Source organism: Streptomyces sparsogenes subsp. cuspidosporus (assembly GCF_039532705.1).
Taxonomy (GTDB): Bacteria; Actinomycetota; Actinomycetes; order Streptomycetales; family Streptomycetaceae; genus Streptomyces; species Streptomyces sparsogenes.
In genome coordinates, this window is the sequence record NZ_BAAASD010000002.1 from 21,982 (window position 1) to 40,306 (window position 18,325).

The following is an 18,325-nucleotide window of genomic DNA, read 5'->3' on the forward strand; positions in this document are numbered from 1 at the left end:
GTCGCCTGTCGGTCTCACCGCGATGGCCACGCTCCTGTCTCAGGAGCGTGGCCATTTCCCCCTCAGCGCAGTCCGGCGAAGAGATCGTGCTCGGGTACGGCGGCGTTGGTGGTGTCCTTGACGCGTACGTAGGTCTCCACGCCCATCAACTCGCCGAACCGCTCCTTGCCCATCCTGAGGAAGAAGATGTTCTCGCCCTGACTGGCGTGCGCGGCCAGCGCATCGAACTTCTGACCGCTGAACGCGGTGGTGTCCACCCACGTGGTGATCTCGTCATCGGGGAGGCCGATCTCGGCCATCGCGGCGGCCTCGGCAGGATCCGGCTCGGGCATGTCCCCCTGGAACTCGCGCATGGTCTCCGCGAACCGCTGCATCATGGAGCGGGGCATCGTCGTCCAGTACACCTTCGGTGTCAGCGGGGTCATCTCCAGCGCCGCCATCGTGATGCGGTGGGCCTGGATGTGGTCGGGGTGGCCGTAGAAGCCGTTCTCGTCGTAGGTGACGACCACATCGGGCCGGTAGTGGCGCATGAGTTCCGCGAGTCGGGCGGCTCCTTCCTCCACGGGGGTCTGCCAGAACGATCCGGGGGCCTCGTTGCCCGGCCAGCCCGCCATCCCGGAGTCGGCATAGCCCAGCATCTCCAGATCGCTGACCTTCAGGACGTCACAGCTCTCCTTGAGTTCCTGACGGCGCATCGAGGCGACGGCCGCCGGATCGTGCCCGGGATCGCCCGGCTTGACACCCCCCGGTCCGTCACCGCAGCGGCCGTCGGTACACGTCACGAGAACCGTCCGGATGCCCTCCGCCGCGTACCGCGCGAGGGTCCCTCCGGTTCCGGTGGCCTCGTCGTCGGGGTGGGCATGCACGGCCATGAGCGTCAAGGGCCGGTCAGTCATGGAACAGTCCTCCCGCAGGAATACGTCTTGGTCCGAGGGCGCGGCAGGCGCACCGCAGTGCTGGGGCCCGGATCCTGGTGGGGCGGACGGCCTTGTGGTCTCCGTGTGCCCCGACGCGCGGCGCCGGTCCCCCGGTCCATGCAACCGTGCCGCCGGGACGGCTGTTCCCCGCGAGGCCGTTCGGCCCCGGTGACATGAGCGGCCCTCACCGTCCTGGGTCAGGACGTCAGATAGGCCTCCACCTCGCCGAACTGGGCCGCAGGCCAGCCCGTGTTGGCGGTGACATGGAGCCTCAGATAGCGCAGATCCGTGTTCTCGGGCAGCTTGAGGGTGACGGCGTTGCCCCGTTCCGGGTCGAAGCGGTAGTCCTGGGAGCCGACCACCGTGGAGTATGACGAGCCGTCGGTGCTGCCGAGTACGGAGAGGGTCTGGGTGCGGGCCTGCCATGCGGCGGAGGGCGGCAGCTTCAGCACGACCCGGCGCACCGCCTGGCGGGAGCCGAGGTCCACCGTCCATGACTGGGGGAAGGCGTGGTTGGTGGACTCCCAGTAGGTGTTCGCGTCGCCGTCCACCGCCTTGCCGGGGGTGTAGACGTCCTGCGAGCCGGTCGCGGTGGCCGGCCGGCCTTTGAGGAGGTTGCGGGCGGGGTCCGGGTCGGGGTTGCCCTGCCCCGGCTGCGGCCAGGTGGAGCAGTCGGACCAGGTGCTGCTCCAGCCGGAGTTGCCGCCGCCGTCGGCGAGTTCGAAGGGACCGGAACCGGCCGGGAAGGGGCAGTTGTAGACACCCGCCGCGCCGACTCCGGTGGCCGCGACACCGCCGAGCCTGGCCGCCCCCGGCGCCTCGGCCTGGACCACGACGGTTCCGGTGTTCTTCACGGTCGCGCCGGTCACGTTGACGTATCTGACCGCGTAGCCGTGGCCGCCCCCGGAGACGAACTCGAACGCGCTGTAGGGGCTGTCCGTGATGGTCGTGTTGGTGATGTTGACGGTGGCGTTGATGGCGCTGTCGTAGGAGTCGACGCGCAGGGCCCCCATCGGGTGGTTCCAGTTGGGGTTCATGGCGCCGGCGCGCACCAGCGTGTTTCCGTCGACCGTGATCGTGCCGGAGAGAGGGTGGAAGGGGTCGAGGAACTTCTGGTTGGAAATGGCGATCCCGCTGCCGAGGGCGTTGGTGTCGGAGATCAGGTTGTTCTTGACCGCGATGTCGGTGCCGCCGTAGATCGCGATGCCGTTGGCGAGGTTCGGCTGCGAGATCGTGTTGTTCTCGAAGCTGCTGTCGGTGTCCGGCGCATACAGCGACCACATGGCGAGCGCGTCGTCGCCCTGGTTGCGCAGGAAGTTGTCGCGGACGCGCACGCCCTTCGCACTGCCGTTGAGGTTCAGCCCGTCGGCGGTGGTGTCGAGGATGCGGTTGCGCTCGACGACGAGGTTGTCGTTGTTGCCCATCAGCCAGAGGCCCACCTTCAGGTGCTGCAGCCACATGCCCGACACGCTGGAGTTCGGGCCCAGTGAGCCGTTGACGAAGTTGTCGGGGTTGGAGTCGACGCGCTCGGTGACCTCCCCGATGACCGCGAAGTCCTTGATGTGGACGTTGCCGGACGAGCTGGACTGGTCGATGAAGCGCGAGGTGTGCACGGTGGAGTACCAGTGGCCGGCGCCCCGCAGGGTGACGTTCTGGACGCCGCTCAGGGAGGAGGTCAGCTTGTAGTCGCCGGGTGGGATCCAGACCACGCCGCCCTGGGCGGAGGCAATGGCATCGCGGAACGCCTGCGTGGAGTCGCCCTGCCCGGTCGGGTCGGCGCCCTTCGAGGTGACGGAGACCGATCCCGCGGGCTGCGTGGCCGCCGGCTCCACCTGCTCGAAGTCGACCACGTCGACGGTGGCCTGGACGTTGCCGGCCTCGAACGCGATCTTGTCGCCGGCCTGGACGCTCCGGCCGAGCAGCAGCCGGGCGTTGTCGTAGAAGTGGTGGGTCTTCGCCCCGGGGATCCAGCCGGTGTCCACATACGAGTACTTGGAGGTGACCTCCAGGCTCTTCGCGAGCCTGGTCCCGTTGACGTACACGTTGAGCGTGCCGGACTGGCCGTCGGGCACGCTGTAGGAGACGTTCACGGCGTCGGCCGCGCGGGGTGCGGTGAATTCGACGCGTTGGCCGGAGGTGAGACGGACGGCCCGGCGGCCGGACGCCTCGGAGGCGAGGGTGCCCTGGGTGTAGTCGGGGCCGATCCTGGTGCCGGTGGTGGTGGCCGACTCCGCCTCGACCGAGGTGAAGGGGAGGGCGGCGCCCGCGGCGGCGTGCGCGGAGGCGGGGGGCAGGACGAGCAGCATGCCGGCTGCCAGGGCCACCGTTGCGCCGATCGTCGTCATGCGCCTGACCGATCCGAAGGTATTGCTGCGCATGTGCTGATCCCTTCGCGTGTGGGGGTGTGGGGTGGGAAGGAAGTGCGCTGCGTGGCGGCTCAGGCGCGCAGCCAGGCCGCGGTGTCCCGTGGCAGACGGCCACGGTCGTCCAGTGGCCCGCTGACCAGCAGGGACCGGGAGTGGGCGGGCAGCCGGGCGGGCGCGTCCCCGAAGTTCACCACGCATATGAGCCCGTCCGCGCCGGCGAAGGCGAGGACGTCATCGGGGGCGGGAAGCCAGGTGAGCGGGGTGTCGCCGAAGCCGGACGCGGCGCGGCGGACACGGAGGGCCGCGCGGTAGAGGCTGAGCATCGAGCCGGGGTCCCGCGCCTGGCGGTCGGCCGCGTAGCCGGGCCAGTCGGCGGGCTGCGGCAGCCAGGGCTCCACGCGGGAGCCGAAACCGGCGTACGGCGCCTCGGCCGCCCACGGCAGCGGCACCCGGCAGCCGTCCCGGCCCGGGTCGGTGCCGCCGGAGCGGAAGTACATCGGGTCCTGGACGCGGTCGCGGGGGATGTCCGCCTCGGGCAGGCCGAGCTCCTCGCCCTGGTAGACGTAGACGGAGCCGGGCAGGGCCAGCGACAGCAGGGCGGCGGCCCGCGCCCGCCGGGTGCCGAGAGCGAGGTCGGTGGGGGTGCCGAAGGCCTTGGTGGCGAAGTCGAAGGCGGTGTCCTCGCGGCCGTAGCGGGTGACCGTGCGGGTCACATCGTGATTGCACAGCACCCAGGTGGCGGGCGCGCCCACGAGAGCGTGCCGGGTGAGCGTCTCGTCGATCGACGCCCGCAGGCGCCGGGCGTCCCAGGGACAGGTCAGAAACGAGAAGTTGAAGGCGGTGTGCAGTTCGTCGGGGCGCAGATAGCGGGTGAAGCGCTCGGTGTCGGGCAGCCACACCTCGCCGACGAAGATCCCGCCGTACGCGTCGGCCACCGTCCGCCAGGAACGGTAGATGTCGTGCAGTTCATCGCGGTCGACGTAGGGGTGCCGGTCACGACCCTCGACGAAGTCGGGCAGGCGGGGGTCCTTCACGAGCAGGGCGGCCGAGTCGACGCGGACCCCCGCGACGCCCCGCTCGAACCAGAAGCGCAGGATGTCCTCGTGTTCCTGGCGGACGGCCGGATGGCTCCAGTTGAGGTCGGGCTGCTCGGGGGCGAACAGGTGCAGATACCAGCCACCGTCGGGCAGCCGGCTCCACGCCGGACCGCCGAACTCTGATCGCCAGTCGTTGGGCGGCAGCTCACCGTGGTCGCCACGGCCCCGCCGGAAGTGGAACAGCTCGCGCTCGGGACCCCCGGCGAGAGCGGCGCGGAACCAGGGATGCTGGTCGGAGACGTGGTTGGGCACGATGTCGACGATCGTGCGGATGCCGAGATCCCGTGCCTCGGCGATGAGCTTCTCCGCCTCGGCCAGGGTGCCGAAGGCCGGGTCGATGGTGCGGTAGTCGGCGACGTCGTAGCCGCCGTCCTTCAGCGGCGACAGATACCAGGGCGTGAACCACAGTGCGTCGATGCCGAGTTCGGCGAGATAGGGCAGTCTGGCCCGGACGCCCGCGAGGTCGCCGGTGCCGTCGCCGTCGCCGTCGGCAAAGCTGCGCACGTACACCTGGTAGATGACCGCGGAACGCCACCAGTCGCGGTCCGGCCGGGCAGGGGTGGGCTGTGCCACGGCGGTGCCTTTCTGTAGAGGGGGCGGGCCCGCGCGCCGCGGGCGGGGGTCATCCCTTGGTGCTGCCCGCGCTGATCCCGGCGATGATGTGCCGTTGGAAGACGAGGAACAGCGCGACCATCGGGATGCTGGCGATGACCATCGCGGCGATGAGCACGGTCAGCTGGATGTTCTGGGACAGCTGGACCAGCGCCACGCTGATCGGCTGTTTGTCCGGGTCGGAGAAGACCATCAGCGGCCACAGGAAGTCCTGCCACACCGCGACCAGAGCGAAGATGGACACCACGCCGAGCACGGGACGCGACATGGGCAGCACGACCGACCACAGGGTGCGCAGCCTTCCGGCGCCGTCGATCTCGGCGGCCTCCAGCACATCGCGCGGAATCTGGTCGAAGAAGCGCTTGAGGAGATACAGGTTGAAGGCATTGGCGACCGCCGGAAGCCAGATCGCCAGCGGGTCGTTGAGCAGGCTGGTGTGGAGCAGCGGCAGGTCGGCGACCGTCAGGTACTTCGGTACGACCAACGCCTGGGCCGGGACCATCAGGGTGGCGAGGATGCCGCCGAGGATCACCTTGCCGAAGGCGGGCCTCAGCTTGGCCAGGGCGTAGGCGGCGGCCGTGCAGAACACCAGCTGGAACAGCCAGGCACCGGCCGCCTGGACCACCGTGTTCCACAGGTGGGTCGGCAGCTGCATGAGCTCCCAGGCGTCGGTGTAGCCGCTGAGGCGCCAGTGGGACGGGACGAGGGTGGGCGGGGTTCTGGCCACCTCGTCCGGTGACTTCGCGGCGCCGGTCACCATCCAGTACACGGGGAACAGGAAGGCGAGCGTGAAGAGCACCACGATGCCGGCGAAGACGGTCCAGTAGACGGCCTTGCCGCGGGGGCGGGCCAGGGCCGCGGGGGAGACCAGGGTCCGGGTGCTCATGCGTTCTCCTCCCCGGAACGGGTCAGTCGCAGATAGAGGGCGGAGAAGAGCCCCAGCAGCACCAGGAGCATGACGCTCAGCGCACAGGCGCCGCCGAAGTCGTTGTAGAGGAAGGCGTACTTGTAGATGAGGTAGAGCACGGTGACCGTGGCGTCCTCCGGGCCCCCGCCGGTGATCACGAAGGGCTCGGTGAAGACCTGCATCGTCGCGATGATCTGCAACAGCATCAGCATGAGGATGACGAAACGGGTCTGGGGAACGGTGACATGCCGGATGCGCTGCCACAGGTTCGCGCCGTCCAGCTCGGCGGCTTCGTACAGCTCACCGGGGATGGACTGCAGCGCCGCCAGATAGATCAGGACCGTGCCGCCCATGTTGGCCCAGGTCGCGACGGCGACCAGGGACAGCAGGGCGGTGTCGGCGCCGTTGGTCCAGTTGGAGGTGGGCAGGTGCGCGAAGCGGAGTGCCTCGTTGGCCAGGCCGGCGCCGGGGTCGTAGAACCACTTCCACAGCAGGGCGGTGACCACCGGCGGGATCATCACCGGCAGATAGACCACGACGCGGAAGAAGGCCTTCGCGTGCCGGATCTCGTTGAGCACCAGCGCCAGTACGAACGGGATCGCGAAGCCGATGAGCAGGGCGAGCAGGGTGAAGGTGAGCGTGTTGCGCCAGGCGGCACCGAACTCGGGGTCGTGCAGGACCCGGGTGAAGTTGGCGGTGCCGGCCCACTCGGGCTCGGAGCCCGGTGTGTACTTCTGGAAGGCGATGACCACCGCGCGGATCGCCGGATACCAGGAGAAGAGCGCGAAACAGAGCAGGCCGCCGAGGAGGAAGGCGTAGGCGCGGGCCTGGTCGTGCAGACGCCGCCGCCTCCGGCCCGCCACCGGGGGCGGCCCCGGGACGGGCCGTACGGCGATCGGATCGGCGGGGCGCCGGGCCACGGTCCTGGTCATCGATGTCAGCTCCGGGCCAGAATGCTGTCGATCTTGCCGGAGGCGTCATCGAGGAGCGCGTCGATGTCGGCGTCCTCCTTGGTCAGGACCGCGGAGACGGCTCCGTCGAGGACCGAGTAGATCTGCTGGGCCTTCGGCGGCTCGATCCTCATCCGCAGGCCCTGGTTGCCGTCGAGGAAGGCCCGGTAGTTCTCCACGGGGACATTGGCGTTGGCCCTCTTGATCCGCTGGTCCTTGGCGTCGGCGGCGCCGGTGAACAGCCGCGGCTCGGGCAGGCCGACGGGGGCGCCCCGCTTCTTGGCGCGGGCGTAGTCGCCGAGGAACCCCTCGCCCGGTGTGAGGAACATGTGGTCGAGCCACTTCAGGCCGGCCCGGATCTGGGCGGGGGAGTCCCCCTTGTGGAACATGTAGCCGTCGCCACCGATGAGTGTGCCCTTGCCACCGGGCATGGGGGCGATGGCGAGGTCCTTGTAGTCGCCGCCCTTCTCCTTGACCAGGATCGGGATGTTGTCGGGCGCGGCGAGGTACATGCCGAGCTTGCCGGAGCCCATCAGCTGCTGGACGTCGTTGAGGATGAGCAGCTGTTTGCTGCCCATGGAGTCGTCCACCCAGCGCATGTCGTGCAGGTTCTGCAGCACGGCGCGCCCCTCGGGGGTGTCGATGGTGGCCTTCCTGCCGTCGGGGCTGACGACGTCGCCGCCTTGGGAGTACAGCTCCGCCGTGAAGTGCCACCCGCCCTGGTTCTGCGCGCTGTAGTCGGCGTAGCCGACGGTTCCGCCGCCCAGCTCCGCGATCTTCTTGGCGTCGGTGCGGACCTCCTGCCAGGTCGTCGGCGGCTTGTCGGGGTCGAGGCCGGCCTTCTCGAAGAGCTTGCGGTTGTAGATCAGGCCCATCGAGTAGCCGGTGCGCGGGATGCCGTAGACCTTGCCGTCGACGGTGTAGATGTCGCGCAGTTCCTTCCGGATGGTGCCGTAGCTCTTCAGCTCCTTGAGGTACGGGGTGAGGTCGGCGGCCTGGCCGATGTCGACGACGTGCTTGGCGTCGGTGAAGTACGTGTAGAAGACGTTCTCCATCTGGCCGCCGGCCAGCTTGACGTCGAAGGTCTTCGGGTCCTGGCAGGGGAACGCGTCGTGTGCGACAACATCGATGTCCGGGTTCTGCTTTTCGAAGGAGGCGACGTCCTCCGCGAATAACGCGTGGTCGACCCTGGCGCTCTTGGGCGGCATGCAGTTGACGGTGATACGCGTCTTTCCGCTCGCCGCGTCGTTGTCCGAGCCGCAGGCGGTGAGGAGGAGGGAGCAGGCACTCAGCACGATGAGGCGATGACGGAACCCGGTGCTTCTCATGGTGGACCCCTCTGGACAGGAGCAGGGAAGCCCCCCGCCGGTGGGCGGAGCGCACACAGCGGTGGGTGCGCCGCACACTCAAGCACCGTCGACATCGTGCTGCAAGATGTCGCGCAGAAACTGAAAACAATCGACAGGAGTGGGGTCCGGGTCGGGCTCACCCCTGCGGGGCTTGTGCGGTGGAGGCCCGCACCACCAGTTCGGGCTCGAACAGCAACTCGTCGGCCTGCACGGCCAATCCGCTGATCTGCGCGTTCAACAGCTCCACCGCCGCCCTGCCCATGGCCTCGATGGGCTGGCGCACGGTCGTGAGCGGCGGCTCGGTGCAGCTCATGAGCGCGGAGTCGTCGTAGCCGATGACGGATATCCGCGACGGCACGCCGAGTCCCTTGCGGCGCGCGGCCCTGATGGCCCCCAGGGCCAGCGGGTCGCTGGCGCAGACGATGCCCGTGACCCCCCGGTCGATCAGCCGGGAGGCCGCGGCCTGGCCGCCCTCGATCGAGAAGATGGCCTGGGCGACGAACTCGTCCGGCAGATCGCCGGCGACGGCTCGGGCGGCGGCCAGCTTGCGGGCCGACGGCATGTGGCCACCCGGCCCGAGCACCAGCCCGATCCGCTCGTGGCCGAGGGAGGCCAGATGGCGCCACGCCTGCTCCACCGCCACGGCGTCGTCGCAGGAGACGCCCGGGAAGCCGAGCTGCTCGATGGCGGCGTTGACCAGCACCACCGGGATGTTGCGGTCGGCGAGCAGCCGGTAGTGATTGTGCTCCGCGTCGGCCTGCGCGTACAGGCCGCCGGCGAACACCACGCCGGAGACCTGCTGTTGCAGCAGCAGGGCCACATAGTCGGCCTCGGAGACCCCGCCCTTGGTCTGTGTGCACAGCACCGGGGTCAGGCCCATCTGGGCCAGTGCCCCACCGATGACCTCTGCGAACGCCGGGAAAATGGGGTTCTGCAGCTCGGGCAGGACCAGCCCGACCAGGCGGGCGCGGTCGCCGCGCAGCTGCGTGGGCCGTTCGTAGCCCAGGACGTCCAAGGCGGCCAGCACCGACTGCCGGGTGACTTCGGACACCCCGGGCTTGCCGTTGAGCACCCGGCTCACCGTGGCCTCGCTGACTCCCACCTTTTTCGCCACTTCAGCAAGTCGTCGCGTCATGCGCGCAAGACTAGCGCAAGTTATGCAAGTCGCTTGCGTAAATGCTCTATGAGCGCGTAGTAGTCCGGGCCTGGCCGCGCTCGGCGGCCAGGCCCGGGGCGGCTGTTGAGGGCCGCGGGGGTTCGTCAGGCGGAGGCGGGACGCAGCCGGTAGGCGTAGCTGTAGGTGCGCCCGGAGTGCAACAGGTACTTCTCCAGCGGCGCCGCGCCCCAGGAGTTGATGCCGCCCACGCCCATCTGGCGGTGGTTGACGAGCAGGATCGTCTCGTCGCGACGCCTCAGCTGATACGGGTGCCTGGGGCCGTCCAGGTCCGACGGCGTGAAGTGCAGGGCGCTCGTCTCCAGCAGCGGCTCGCCCTCGGCGGGGTCGGCGACGACGGTCAGACCCTCGCCGGAGCGGTCGGTCAGCGACAGCCGGCGGACGTCCGTCTGGTTACCCGTCTGCTGGGGCCGTACGTACGGGGCGACCTGCTGATCGACCGTTGAGCGCCACCGCCCCACGAACGCGGACCCCTTGCGGTCCTGGTAGTTCTCGTGGGGGCCGCGCCCGAACCAGTCGAGCCGTTCATGGCCGTCCGGCACGGTGAGCTGGGCGCCGACCACGGGCAGGTCCGGCAGTCCGGCCGGCGCGTCGAGGGTGTGGCGCACCCGCACCTCACCGTCGGCCCGCACCCGGAACACCGTGTTCCAGGTGGCGGTCCTGGGCGAGGTGGGCAGCGTGCAGACGACCTCGACGACGGCCTCGCCGGGCGCGGGCTGTGAGGCCGTCACGGAGGTCACCGTCCGCTTGGTTCCCGCGTCCCGCCAGGTCGCGGCCGTCTTCTGGAAGCCGCGGCCGATGTCGTTGTCCGTGGGCCCGCGCCAGAAGTTGGGCACGGGTCCCTCGGCGACCAGGGCCCGTCCCTTCCAGGTGTACGAGGCCAGGGTGCCGGAGGACTTGGACACCACCACCTCCACCTCCGGGCCACTCACCGTGACCTCGGTCGCGGTCTCGGTGACCGTCAGCCTGCCGGTCACCGGGGCGTCGCCGGGGTCCGGGGCGTGCCGGTCCAGCGTCAGTTGCCCGGCGGCGACCTCGTGCCCGGCCGGGGCCCAGCGGGTCCGCTCGCGCAGCACGAAGGAGAGGTTCAGAAAGTACTCGCCCCCGGACGCGGGGGGCGAGGGTGTGCGGTACGGGATGTGCACGACACCCTCCCCGCCGGGAGCCACGGCCGGGGCCGGAAGCGTGCCGTGCTGCACGGTCTCACCGTCCCGGGTCACGGACCAGCGCAGCGTGTAGGCGTTCAGGCCGCTGAAGAGATGCTTGTTGCGGACCTTCACGGTGCCCCCGGACCGGCCGGAGAGGTCGTCGGCCGCGATGCCCACCGGCTGGTAGCACTTCTTCAACTCGATCAGCCCGGGGTGGACCGACCGGTCCGCGGCCACCAGCCCGTTGCAGCAGAAGTTGCCGTCCGTGGGATAGCCGGTGTGCCAGTCGCCGCCGTAGGACAGGTACGTGTGCCGGGAGTCGCTCGGTACGGGCAGCCTGATGGCCTGGTCGACCCAGTCCCAGACGAAGGCGCCGTGCAGGTTCGGATAGCGCTCGAAGACGTCCCAGTACTCCTGGAGGTTTCCGCCGCTGTTGCCCATCGAGTGGTTGTACTCGCACAGCATGAAGGGGGTCCGGTTGCCGGATCTGCCGTAGGCCTCCACGCCGTCGGGGCTGGTGTACATCTCACTGTGCAGGTCGGCGACGGAGTTCATGCCCTCGTAGTGCACCGGGCGCGATGCGTCGCGGGCGTGCGCCCAGTCGGCCATGACCTTGAAGTTCGTTCCCTGCCCCGCCTCGTTGCCGAGCGACCAGACGACGACGCACGGATGGTTCTTGTCCCGTTCGACCATGGACCGCAGCCGGTCCACACAGGCGTCGGTCCACTCCGGCAGGGAACCGGGCACCGTGTCCCGCACGCCGTGCGTCTCCAGGTTCGCCTCGTCGATCACGTACAGTCCGTACTCGTCGCAGAGTTCCAGCCACCGCGGGTGGTTGGGGTAGTGCGAGGTGCGGACGGCGTTGATGTTGTGCTGCTTCATCAGGCGGATGTCCTCGATCATCCGCGCCTCGTCGACGGCCTGGCCCCGTTCGGGGTCGGTCTCGTGGCGGTTGGTGCCGCGGAACATCACCGGCTTGCCATTGACGGTGAACCGTCCTGGCCCGTACTCCACCTGCCGGAATCCGATCCGCGTGCCATGGACGTCGGTCGTCCGACCGCGTGCGTCGGTGAGTGTCACGACGAGCGTGTACAGGTTGGGGTCCTCGGCGGACCACAGCGCGGGAGCCCGCACATCGCCCTTCAGGGACGCCGAGCCGTCGCCCGCGTCGCCCGAGAGGTGGGCCACCCGGCGGCCTCGCGCATCGAAGAGGTCCGCCGCGACGCGGTGCCCCGCGGTGCCGGCCCCGCCACGGTCCCGCACGGTGACGTCGACGGTCAGCGCGGCGTCGCGGTAGGCGGAGTCCAGTTCGGTGTGGACGAACAGGTCCTGCACATGGACCGGGGGGATCGAGTACAGGTAGACGTCCCGGAAGATCCCGGACAGGTCGATCATGTCCTGGTCCTCCAGCCAACTGCCGTCGGACCAGCGGTGGACCTCCACCGCGAGGGTGTTGCCGCCCTTCCGCAGATGCGGGGTGATGTCGAACTCGGCGGGCGTGTAGCTGTCCTCGCTGTAGCCCACCTGCTCGCCGTTCACCCACACGAAGAACGCCGACTTCACCCCCTGGAACGACAGCAGGGTGCGCCGTCCCGACCAGTCGGCGGGCACGGTGAAGGTTCGGCGATAGGAGCCGACCGGGTTGAAGTCCTTGGGTACGCGCGGGGGGTTCGGCGTCTCATAGCCGATCCACGGGTACTTGATGTTGAGGTAGATCGGCTCCGGGTGGCCCTCGATCTCCCAGTTGGAGGGCACCGGGATGTGGTCCCATCCACTGTCGTCGAAGTCCGGGACCTGAAACCCGGTGGGCCGCTGGTCCGCGTTCCGCGACCACCGGAAGCGCCAGCTTCCGTTGAGAGAACGGTGGTACGGGGAATCCTGGAACCGCCCCCGCAGCGCTTCGGCCGGGCCCGCGTACGGCACGAGGCGGGCTCGCGCCGCTTCACGGTTCACCTGGAAGATCCGCGGGTTGGCGTCCCACGGATCGTTCTCGGCGGCGAACGCCCTCTTCTGGGCGCTGAAAGCGGCCCAACCCGCCAGGGCCCCCGCGGCGAGGACCGTGCGACGGCCCGGATGGTTCGAACTGTTTCTCTCTGCACTCATGCGCGACTCCGAACCCAAGGCATCAAGAACCGTCAGCATCGAACAGAATGCCCCAAGGCACAAGACCGTCGACGGTCACTTGTCAGCCGGTGCCCCCGGTGTGCGCGGTGCCCGGCCGTGGTCGGCGCGCGGACCGGGCCGGTGCGAGACGGTTTCGTGCAGCGCTTCGGCGGTGGCCGTGGAGGTGATGCCGGCGACGGGTCCCTGATAGAGGATCTGCCCGCCGTGCTTTCCGGGGCCGGGGCCGAGGTCGATGATCCAGTCCGCCTGTCGGATGACGTCGAGGTTGTGCTCGATCAGCACGACGGTGTGACCGTGGTCCACCAGGCGGTCGAGGTGGCTCAGCAGGGTGTCGATGTCGCGTAGGTGCAGGCCGGTAGTGGGCTCGTCGAGGACGTAGAGGGTCGGGTCGGTGGAGTCCCGGAGCTCCTTGGCGATCTTCACACGCTGGCATTCACCTCCGGAGAGAGACGTGAGGGGCTGGCCGAGCCGGAGGTAGCCCAGGCCGACCTCCTCGAGGTGGCGCAGCGCCTTCGTGATCGTGCGATCGGAGAGCCGGTCGATGGCGTCGGTGACCGTGAGGTCGTCGATGTCGGCGATGGACAGCCCGTCGACCCGGTACCGCAGGACCTCGGGCGTGAACCGGCGCCCCTGGCAGGTCTCGCAGACGGTCTCCTGATCCTCCATGAACGCCAGGTCGGTGGAGACGACCCCAAGGCCCTTGCAGTCGGGGCAGGCGCCCTCGGAGTTGGCGCTGAACAGGCCGGCCGGGACCCGGTTGTGGCGTGCGAAAACCTTACGGATGGGGGCCGCGATCCCGGTGTAGGTGATGGGGGTCGAGCGGCGGTTGGTGCTGACCGGTTTCTGGTCGATCACGACCGCGTCGTGCTGGGCGACGATTTCGCTCGCGAGACTGGATTTCCCGGAGCCGGCCACGCCGGTGAGCACGGTTGTCATGCCCGTCGGAATGTCCACGGTCAGGTTCTTGAGGTTGTTGCGCGTGGCGTCGGCCACGGTGATGTGTCCCCGCGGCGTCCGCGGATCGTCCTTGATGGGCCGGCGCTGTGACAGTGCCGCCGCCGTGGCGGTGCCGGCCGTGCGGAGGCCACGGAAGCTGCCCTGGTAGACGAGCCTTCCGCCGTGCGCGCCCGCGAGGGGCCCGACCTCGATGATCTGGTCGGCGATGGCCATGACGGCGGGGTCGTGCTCGACCACGAGGACGCTGTTGCCCTTGTCCCGGAGCTGCTTGAGCAGCTCGGTCATGGAGGAGATGTCGTGGGGGTGCAGTCCGACGGTGGGTTCGTCGAATACGTACAGCATCTCGGTGAGGCTGCTGCCCAGGTGCTTGACGGTCTTGATCCGCTGGGACTCGCCGCCGGAGAGCGTCGTGGTGGCGCGGCCGAGGTGGAGGTAGCCGAGCCCGATGGTGATCATCGCCTGGAGCCGTTCCGTCAGCGCGGCCACCACCGGGGCCACGGTCGCGTCGGTCACGCCCGTCATCAGCTCCGCCAGCTCATCGACCTCCATCCGCGCCATCTCGCCGATGGTGTGGCCGAGCACCGTGGCCGCCCGGCTCGCCTTGTTGAGACGGTCCCCGCGGCAGTCCGGGCATACCTCGGAACGGGTGAACTTGGCGAGGGTTTCCTTCTTGCGATGGTTCATGTCGTCGGAGGTGCGCAGGTAGATGCGCTCGAACCGCTCGACGACGCCCTGGTAGCCCTTGGGCAGCCGGTTCGCCGGCGACCCGGCGGACCCGACGCCGTACAGGAGCGCGTCCCGCTCGGCCCGGGTCCAGTGGCGCAGCGGCTTGTCGAGGTCGAAGACGCCGATGTCGGCGAAGTTCGTGTACCAGTAACCGTTGACGGCGAACCCGGGCAGCAGGACGGCGCCCTCGCGCAGCGACCTGTCCGGGTCGATGAAACGGTCGACGGCGCTGGCCACGACCTCGCCGATGCCCGAGCAGGTGGGGCACATGCCGACCGGGTCGTTGAAGGAGAAGTGGCTGGACTCGCCGACGTGCGGTGTGCTCACCCGGGAGAACAGCAGCCGCAGGTAGGTCCAGGTGTCCGTGATCGTGCCGACCGTGGAGCGGGCGTTCCCGCCCAGGCGACGCTGGTCGATCACCACCACCGGGGAGAGCCCCTCGATCGCGCCGACCTCCGGGCGGGTCCACTTCGGCAGCCGGTTGCGGAGGTGGGGCGGAAACGTCTCGTACAACTGGTAGCCCGCCTCCGCCGCGATCGTGTCGAACACCAGCGACGACTTGCCCGAGCCCGACACGCCGACGAAGACCACGATGTGTGAGCGGGGCACGTCCACGTCGAGGTCCTGCAGATTGTGGGTACGGGCTCGCCTGATCCGGATCCCTTGGTTGGACATATTCAGGACCGTACTGCGAGATGTGGACGGAAAGTGGCCGCGACTGTCTGCGACCATGCGGTCATGGCCGACGTCATGCAACGCATCCTCGCTCTGCTGGTCGTGCTGCAGTCGGGCAAGACGTTCACGGGTGAGGAGCTGGCGGCCCGGCTGGACGTCCCCCCGCGCACCCTGCGGCGCGACATCAACCGGCTCCGCGGCTACGGGTACCCGGTCGAGACACGGCCGGGCCCGGGCGGCTACTACCGGCTCACGGCCGGGCGGGCCATGCCCCCGCTGCTCCTCGACGACGACGAGGCCATCGCGACCCTCCTGGGCCTGGCCGCCCTCGGCGCGACCGGCAACGCGCGCGAGGGCAGTGTCGACGACGCGGCGATCCGCGCCTACGGCAAGGTCGATCAGTACCTGCCCAAGCGGCTGCGCCCCCGCGTGGCCGCGCTGCGCACCAGCCTGGAGACGACGCCGACGCCCACGCCGAGCATCAGCGCGGACCTGATGAGCACGCTCGCCGAAGCGATCACGCAGGAGCGCGTCGTGACGTTCCACTACGTCGGCGCGAACGGGACGGCCACCTCGCGCACGGTGGAGCCGTATCGCCAGATCCACCTGCTCATGAGGTGGTACCTGCTGGGATGGGACACCGACAAGGAGGACTGGCGCGTGTTCCGCATCGACCGCGTCAGTGAACTCAAGGCGCGGAGCAGGACGTTCGCACCGCGCACGCTGCCCGCGAGGACCGGCGTCGACTACCTCCGCCAGGGCCTCAACAGAAACCGGCAGCGTGTGGTGATGACGATCGACGCCCCGATGACGGAGGTGGCGGACGCGTTCGCGCATGAGGACGTCGACCTCACGGCGGCCGCCGGAGGCGGGACCCGCGCCGTCCTCATGCTCGACTCCTGGCAGTGGCTCCTGCCCCGTCTCGCCTTCCTCGACGCCGACTTCCGCGTCGAGGAGCCCGCGGAGTTCCGCGAGGTGTTGCGGCGGTTCGGCGCCCGCCTCGGCCGTCAGTGACCGGTCGGCCGTCCCGGCGGTGTGCGACATCACGAGCCCGACGGTTCGAGGAGAACCCGGACGGCGCAGGCCGAGGCCGTTCTCCCCTGGCGCTTCACTCAGCGGTGGTCAGCGGCCCGTCGGCGCCTCGCCGCAGAGCAGGGGTTGCAGGAGTGGGACGTACAGGTCGGCGACTTCCTCGGGGTCCAGTTGGGTGAGCCGGTCGGCTTGGACGGTCGCGTAGAGGGCGCCGAGGCCGAGCAGCACGCCGATGGCCATCTCCGCTCGCAGCGGGGCGCCCGGGCCGGGGAGGCGGGCGGCGAGGGCGTCGATGACCTGCGTGCGGAAGTTGGCTCGTGCCTGTCCGCCGAGCTCCAGGTGGTGGCGGGAGAAGGCGATGCGCAGGATCGGGTCGCGGGTCTGGCCGCGTTGGGTGGCGAGCAGGTGCAGGACCATGTGCCGGGCGAGGCGGTCCAGGGGGGCGTCGAAGAGGGCGGTGGCGTCGGCGTCGAAGGTGAAGACCTGGGTGAACAGGTTTTCCTTGGTGCCGTAGTACTTCATCACGAGCGCCGGACTGACGCCCGCGTCGTCGGCGATGGCGGCGATGGTGGTGTCGGCGTAGGCGTGGCGTGCGAAGGCGCGCCGGGCCGCGGCGAGGATGTCCGCGCGGCGGGCGTCGGCGTCACGGGGTCGTGCCGGCCGCCCCGGGGCCGGGTCGGGCGTCGGCGGCGGTGTCGGCGGGTTCTTGGACCTCGTTCGCGGGCGGGCACTGCGCGGGGAGGCGGAGTTCGGGTCGGGCATCTTGGTCAGTCTCCTGGAAGGGGGACGGCTCGGGTCGCGGCCGGCGGGGGATGAGGCAGGCGGCCGCGCAGGCCAGCAGCGCGACCGCGCCCGCCGCGGCGAAGGCCACGCGGTACCCGTCGAGGGTCGGCGCCGCCACGGCCACGCCCCCCGTGTCGGCGAACAGTCGGGTGTGCTGGGCCAGCACGGTGGCGACCACCGCGCTGCACAGGGCCTGCCCGATGGTGCGCATGAGGACGTTGAGGCCGTTCGCCGCGGCGGTCTGCTCCAGCGGCACCGCCCGCATGATCAGCATGGGCAGCGCGGAGTAGGCGAGCGCCGTGCCGACCGAGACCACGGCCGCGCCCACGATGACCGCCCACAACTGCCGACTGTCCGCGAAGCGCAGACCATAGCCGGCCGCGATGACCACCGTGCCCAGGGTCAGGGTGGCCTTGGCCCCGCGGGCGGCGGACAGGCGGGCGGACAAGGGTGCACACACCACCATGATCACACCGCTGGGCAGCAGACATACACCCGCCGCCACCACCGAGAACCCCAGGCCGTACCCGGTGGCCCGGGGCGCCTGGACCAGTTGCGCGGTGACGAGGGAGTTGGCGTAGAAGGCGAACCCGGCCAGCAACGCGGCCAGGTGCGGTAGCAGAACCGCCGGACGCGTCGCGAGCCGCACGTCCACCAGTGGCCGCGACACGCGGCGCTGCTGGACGGCCCAGCCCGCGAGGATCAGCAGCGCCGCCCCCGACAGACCCAGAATCCGCCGACTGCCCCAGCCCCACTCACCCGCCTTGGACAACGCCAGCAGCAGAAACACCAGCCCCGCACTCAGCCCGCACGCCCCGAGCAGGTCGAAACGCCCCGGTGACCGGGCCGGCTCCTCCCGCAGCACCCGCCACGCCAGGGCGAGCACTCCCGTCGAGAGCACGGTCATGGCCCAGAACATCGCGTGCCAGTCCGCGTACTGCACCAGCAGCGCGGCCAGCGGCAGGCCGAGAGCCGCGCCGATGCCCACCGTCGAACTCATCAGCGCCACCGAGGAACCCGTCCGCTGCGGCGGCAGCACACCCCGCAGGAAACTGATCGACAGCGGCACCACCGCCGCGCCCACACCCTGCAGCGCCCGCCCCGCCAACAACCACGGGAGGGTGGAGGCGAATGCGCACACCAGCGACCCGGCGGCGAGCGCCCCGAGCGCGAGCAGCAGCATCCGCCGCTTGCCGTACATGTCCCCGGCACGCCCCAGCAGCGGGGTGGCGACCGCGCCGGTCAGCAGCGTGAGCGTGACCACCCACCCGACATCGACCGGCGCCGCGCCGGTCAGGCGGGGGAGCCGCGGCAGCAGCGGCACGACCGCCGTCTGCACCAGCGTGGTGACGATGCCGCCGACCGCCAGAACGGCCAGGACGCCACGGCCGGCGGTTGGAGACGCCGACGGATGCGAATCAGTGGGCACGGTGAGACCCCCTCGGAGGTGAATGACGTTCACCACCCTAGGTGAACGTCATTCACCTCGCAAGAAGGGTCGGCTGTCG

General features: G+C 69.9%; 12 protein-coding genes. 1 reads left to right on the plus strand and 11 read right to left on the minus strand.

Annotated elements, in window-relative coordinates; genetic code table 11:
• Positions 1 to 62: 62 nt before the first annotated feature.
• The 9 genes from ABFY07_RS02915 to ABFY07_RS02955 form a co-directional block, all read right to left on the minus strand.
• Entirely contained in the window at positions 63 to 896 is an 834-nt protein-coding gene (locus ABFY07_RS02915; protein ID WP_346172891.1) for a PIG-L family deacetylase, read from the minus strand.
• A 218-nt stretch (positions 897 to 1,114) separates the two neighbouring features.
• A complete protein-coding gene (locus ABFY07_RS02920; RefSeq protein WP_346172892.1) occupies positions 1,115 to 3,295 on the minus strand; it encodes a discoidin domain-containing protein in 2,181 nt (726 codons plus the stop codon).
• Positions 3,296 to 3,354: 59 nt separating this feature from the next.
• Entirely contained in the window at positions 3,355 to 4,953 is a 1,599-nt protein-coding gene (locus ABFY07_RS02925; protein WP_346172893.1) for a glycoside hydrolase family 13 protein, read from the minus strand.
• 49 nt (positions 4,954 to 5,002) lie between these two features.
• A complete protein-coding gene (locus ABFY07_RS02930) occupies positions 5,003 to 5,878 on the minus strand; it encodes a carbohydrate ABC transporter permease (RefSeq protein WP_346172894.1) in 876 nt (291 codons plus the stop codon).
• Positions 5,875 to 6,831, minus strand: a complete 957-nt coding sequence (locus ABFY07_RS02935) for a carbohydrate ABC transporter permease (RefSeq protein ID WP_346172895.1) — start codon at positions 6,829 to 6,831, stop codon at positions 5,875 to 5,877. Before ABFY07_RS02935 ends, ABFY07_RS02930 begins: the two co-directional genes overlap by 4 nt.
• A gap of 5 nt (positions 6,832 to 6,836) precedes the next feature.
• Complete coding sequence (locus tag ABFY07_RS02940) at positions 6,837 to 8,177, minus strand: ABC transporter substrate-binding protein (protein ID WP_346172896.1); 1,341 nt, start codon at positions 8,175 to 8,177, stop codon at positions 6,837 to 6,839.
• Between the two features lie 157 nt (positions 8,178 to 8,334).
• A complete protein-coding gene (locus ABFY07_RS02945; RefSeq protein ID WP_346172897.1) occupies positions 8,335 to 9,333 on the minus strand; it encodes a LacI family DNA-binding transcriptional regulator in 999 nt (332 codons plus the stop codon).
• A gap of 125 nt (positions 9,334 to 9,458) precedes the next feature.
• The gene (lacZ, locus tag ABFY07_RS02950) at positions 9,459 to 12,623 is read right to left on the minus strand and encodes a beta-galactosidase, LacZ type (protein WP_346172898.1); all 3,165 of its coding nucleotides are present in this window, start codon (positions 12,621 to 12,623) and stop codon (positions 9,459 to 9,461) included.
• A 75-nt stretch (positions 12,624 to 12,698) separates the two neighbouring features.
• The gene (locus ABFY07_RS02955) at positions 12,699 to 15,002 is read right to left on the minus strand and encodes an ATP-binding cassette domain-containing protein (RefSeq protein ID WP_346172899.1); all 2,304 of its coding nucleotides are present in this window, start codon (positions 15,000 to 15,002) and stop codon (positions 12,699 to 12,701) included.
• A gap of 63 nt (positions 15,003 to 15,065) precedes the next feature.
• Between ABFY07_RS02955 and ABFY07_RS02960 the strand changes: the two genes are divergently transcribed.
• The gene (locus ABFY07_RS02960) at positions 15,066 to 16,016 is read left to right on the plus strand and encodes a helix-turn-helix transcriptional regulator (protein ID WP_346172900.1); all 951 of its coding nucleotides are present in this window, start codon (positions 15,066 to 15,068) and stop codon (positions 16,014 to 16,016) included.
• A 108-nt stretch (positions 16,017 to 16,124) separates the two neighbouring features.
• Here ABFY07_RS02960 and ABFY07_RS02965 read toward each other — a convergent pair whose 3' ends face one another.
• Both ABFY07_RS02965 and ABFY07_RS02970 read right to left on the minus strand, forming a co-directional pair.
• On the minus strand, positions 16,125 to 16,796 hold the full coding sequence (locus ABFY07_RS02965) for a TetR/AcrR family transcriptional regulator (RefSeq protein ID WP_346172901.1): 672 nt from the start codon (positions 16,794 to 16,796) through the stop codon (positions 16,125 to 16,127).
• Positions 16,678 to 18,246, minus strand: coding sequence for an MFS transporter (locus tag ABFY07_RS02970; RefSeq protein ID WP_346172902.1), 1,569 nt, complete (start codon positions 18,244 to 18,246; stop codon positions 16,678 to 16,680). The genes ABFY07_RS02965 and ABFY07_RS02970 overlap by 119 nt, the downstream gene beginning before the upstream one ends.
• Positions 18,247 to 18,325 lie beyond the last annotated feature (79 nt).